We start from the raw sequence: 903 nt of genomic DNA, 5'->3' as shown, positions 1-903 counted from the left end.
GTCATGGGTAATGAAGTCGTCGATGTTGATCTCGCCGTCCATGTAGCGCTTCACATAGCCCGGCAGCTCGGTGCGGCCCTTGACGCCCCCGAAGGCCGAGCCCTTCCAGACCCGCCCGGTGACCAGCTGGAACGGCCGCGTCGAGATCTCCTCGCCGGCCCCGGCCACGCCGATGATCACCGACTCGCCCCAGCCCTTGTGGCAGCACTCCAGCGCCGAGCGCATGACGTTGACGTTGCCGATGCACTCGAAGGAGTAGTCGACGCCGCCGTCGGTCAGGTCGACGATCACCTGCTGGACCGGGTCGCTGTAATCCTTGGGGTTGACGAACTCGGTGGCGCCGAACTGCTTGGCCAGGGCGAACTTGTCCGGGTTGACGTCGATGGCGATGATCCGCGACGCCTTGGCCATCACCGCGCCCTGGATCACCGCCAGGCCGATGGCGCCCAGGCCGAACACGGCGACGGTCGAGCCCGGCTCGACCTTGGCGGTGTTGAGCACCGCGCCGATGCCGGTGGTCACCCCGCAGCCGAGCAGGCAGATCTTGTCCAGCGGCGCCTCCTTCGAGACCACCGCCAGCGACACCTCGGGCAGCACGGTGTACTCGCTGAAGGTGGAGCAGCCCATGTAGTGGTGCAGTTGCTGGCCATTGAGCGAGAAGCGCGAGGTGCCGTCGGGCATCACCCCCTTGCCCTGGGTGGCGCGCACCGCGCCGCACAGGTTGGTCTTGCCCGAGAGGCAGAACTTGCACTGGCCGCACTCGGCGGTATAGAGCGGGATGACGTGGTCGCCGGGGCGCACGCTGGTGACGCCCTCGCCCACCTCCTCGACGATGCCGGCGCCCTCGTGGCCCAGCACCGCCGGGAAGTTGCCCTCCGGGTCGGCCCCGGAGAGGGTGAAGGC

The 903-nt window shown here is 68.4% G+C and carries 1 protein-coding gene; it reads right to left on the bottom strand.

Annotation, left to right across the window (positions count from 1 at the left end; translation table 11 throughout):
* A partial coding sequence (locus tag MKP05_RS21180; protein WP_240570125.1) for an S-(hydroxymethyl)glutathione dehydrogenase/class III alcohol dehydrogenase occupies positions 1–903 on the bottom strand: 903 nt, incomplete at both ends.

The sequence above is a fragment of the Halomonas flagellata genome (assembly GCF_022487945.1).
GTDB classification, from domain to species: Bacteria; Pseudomonadota; Gammaproteobacteria; order Pseudomonadales; family Halomonadaceae; genus Halomonas; species Halomonas flagellata.
Note: the sequence above shows the minus strand (reverse complement) of the source record. Positions and strands in the feature narration are given on the sequence as shown.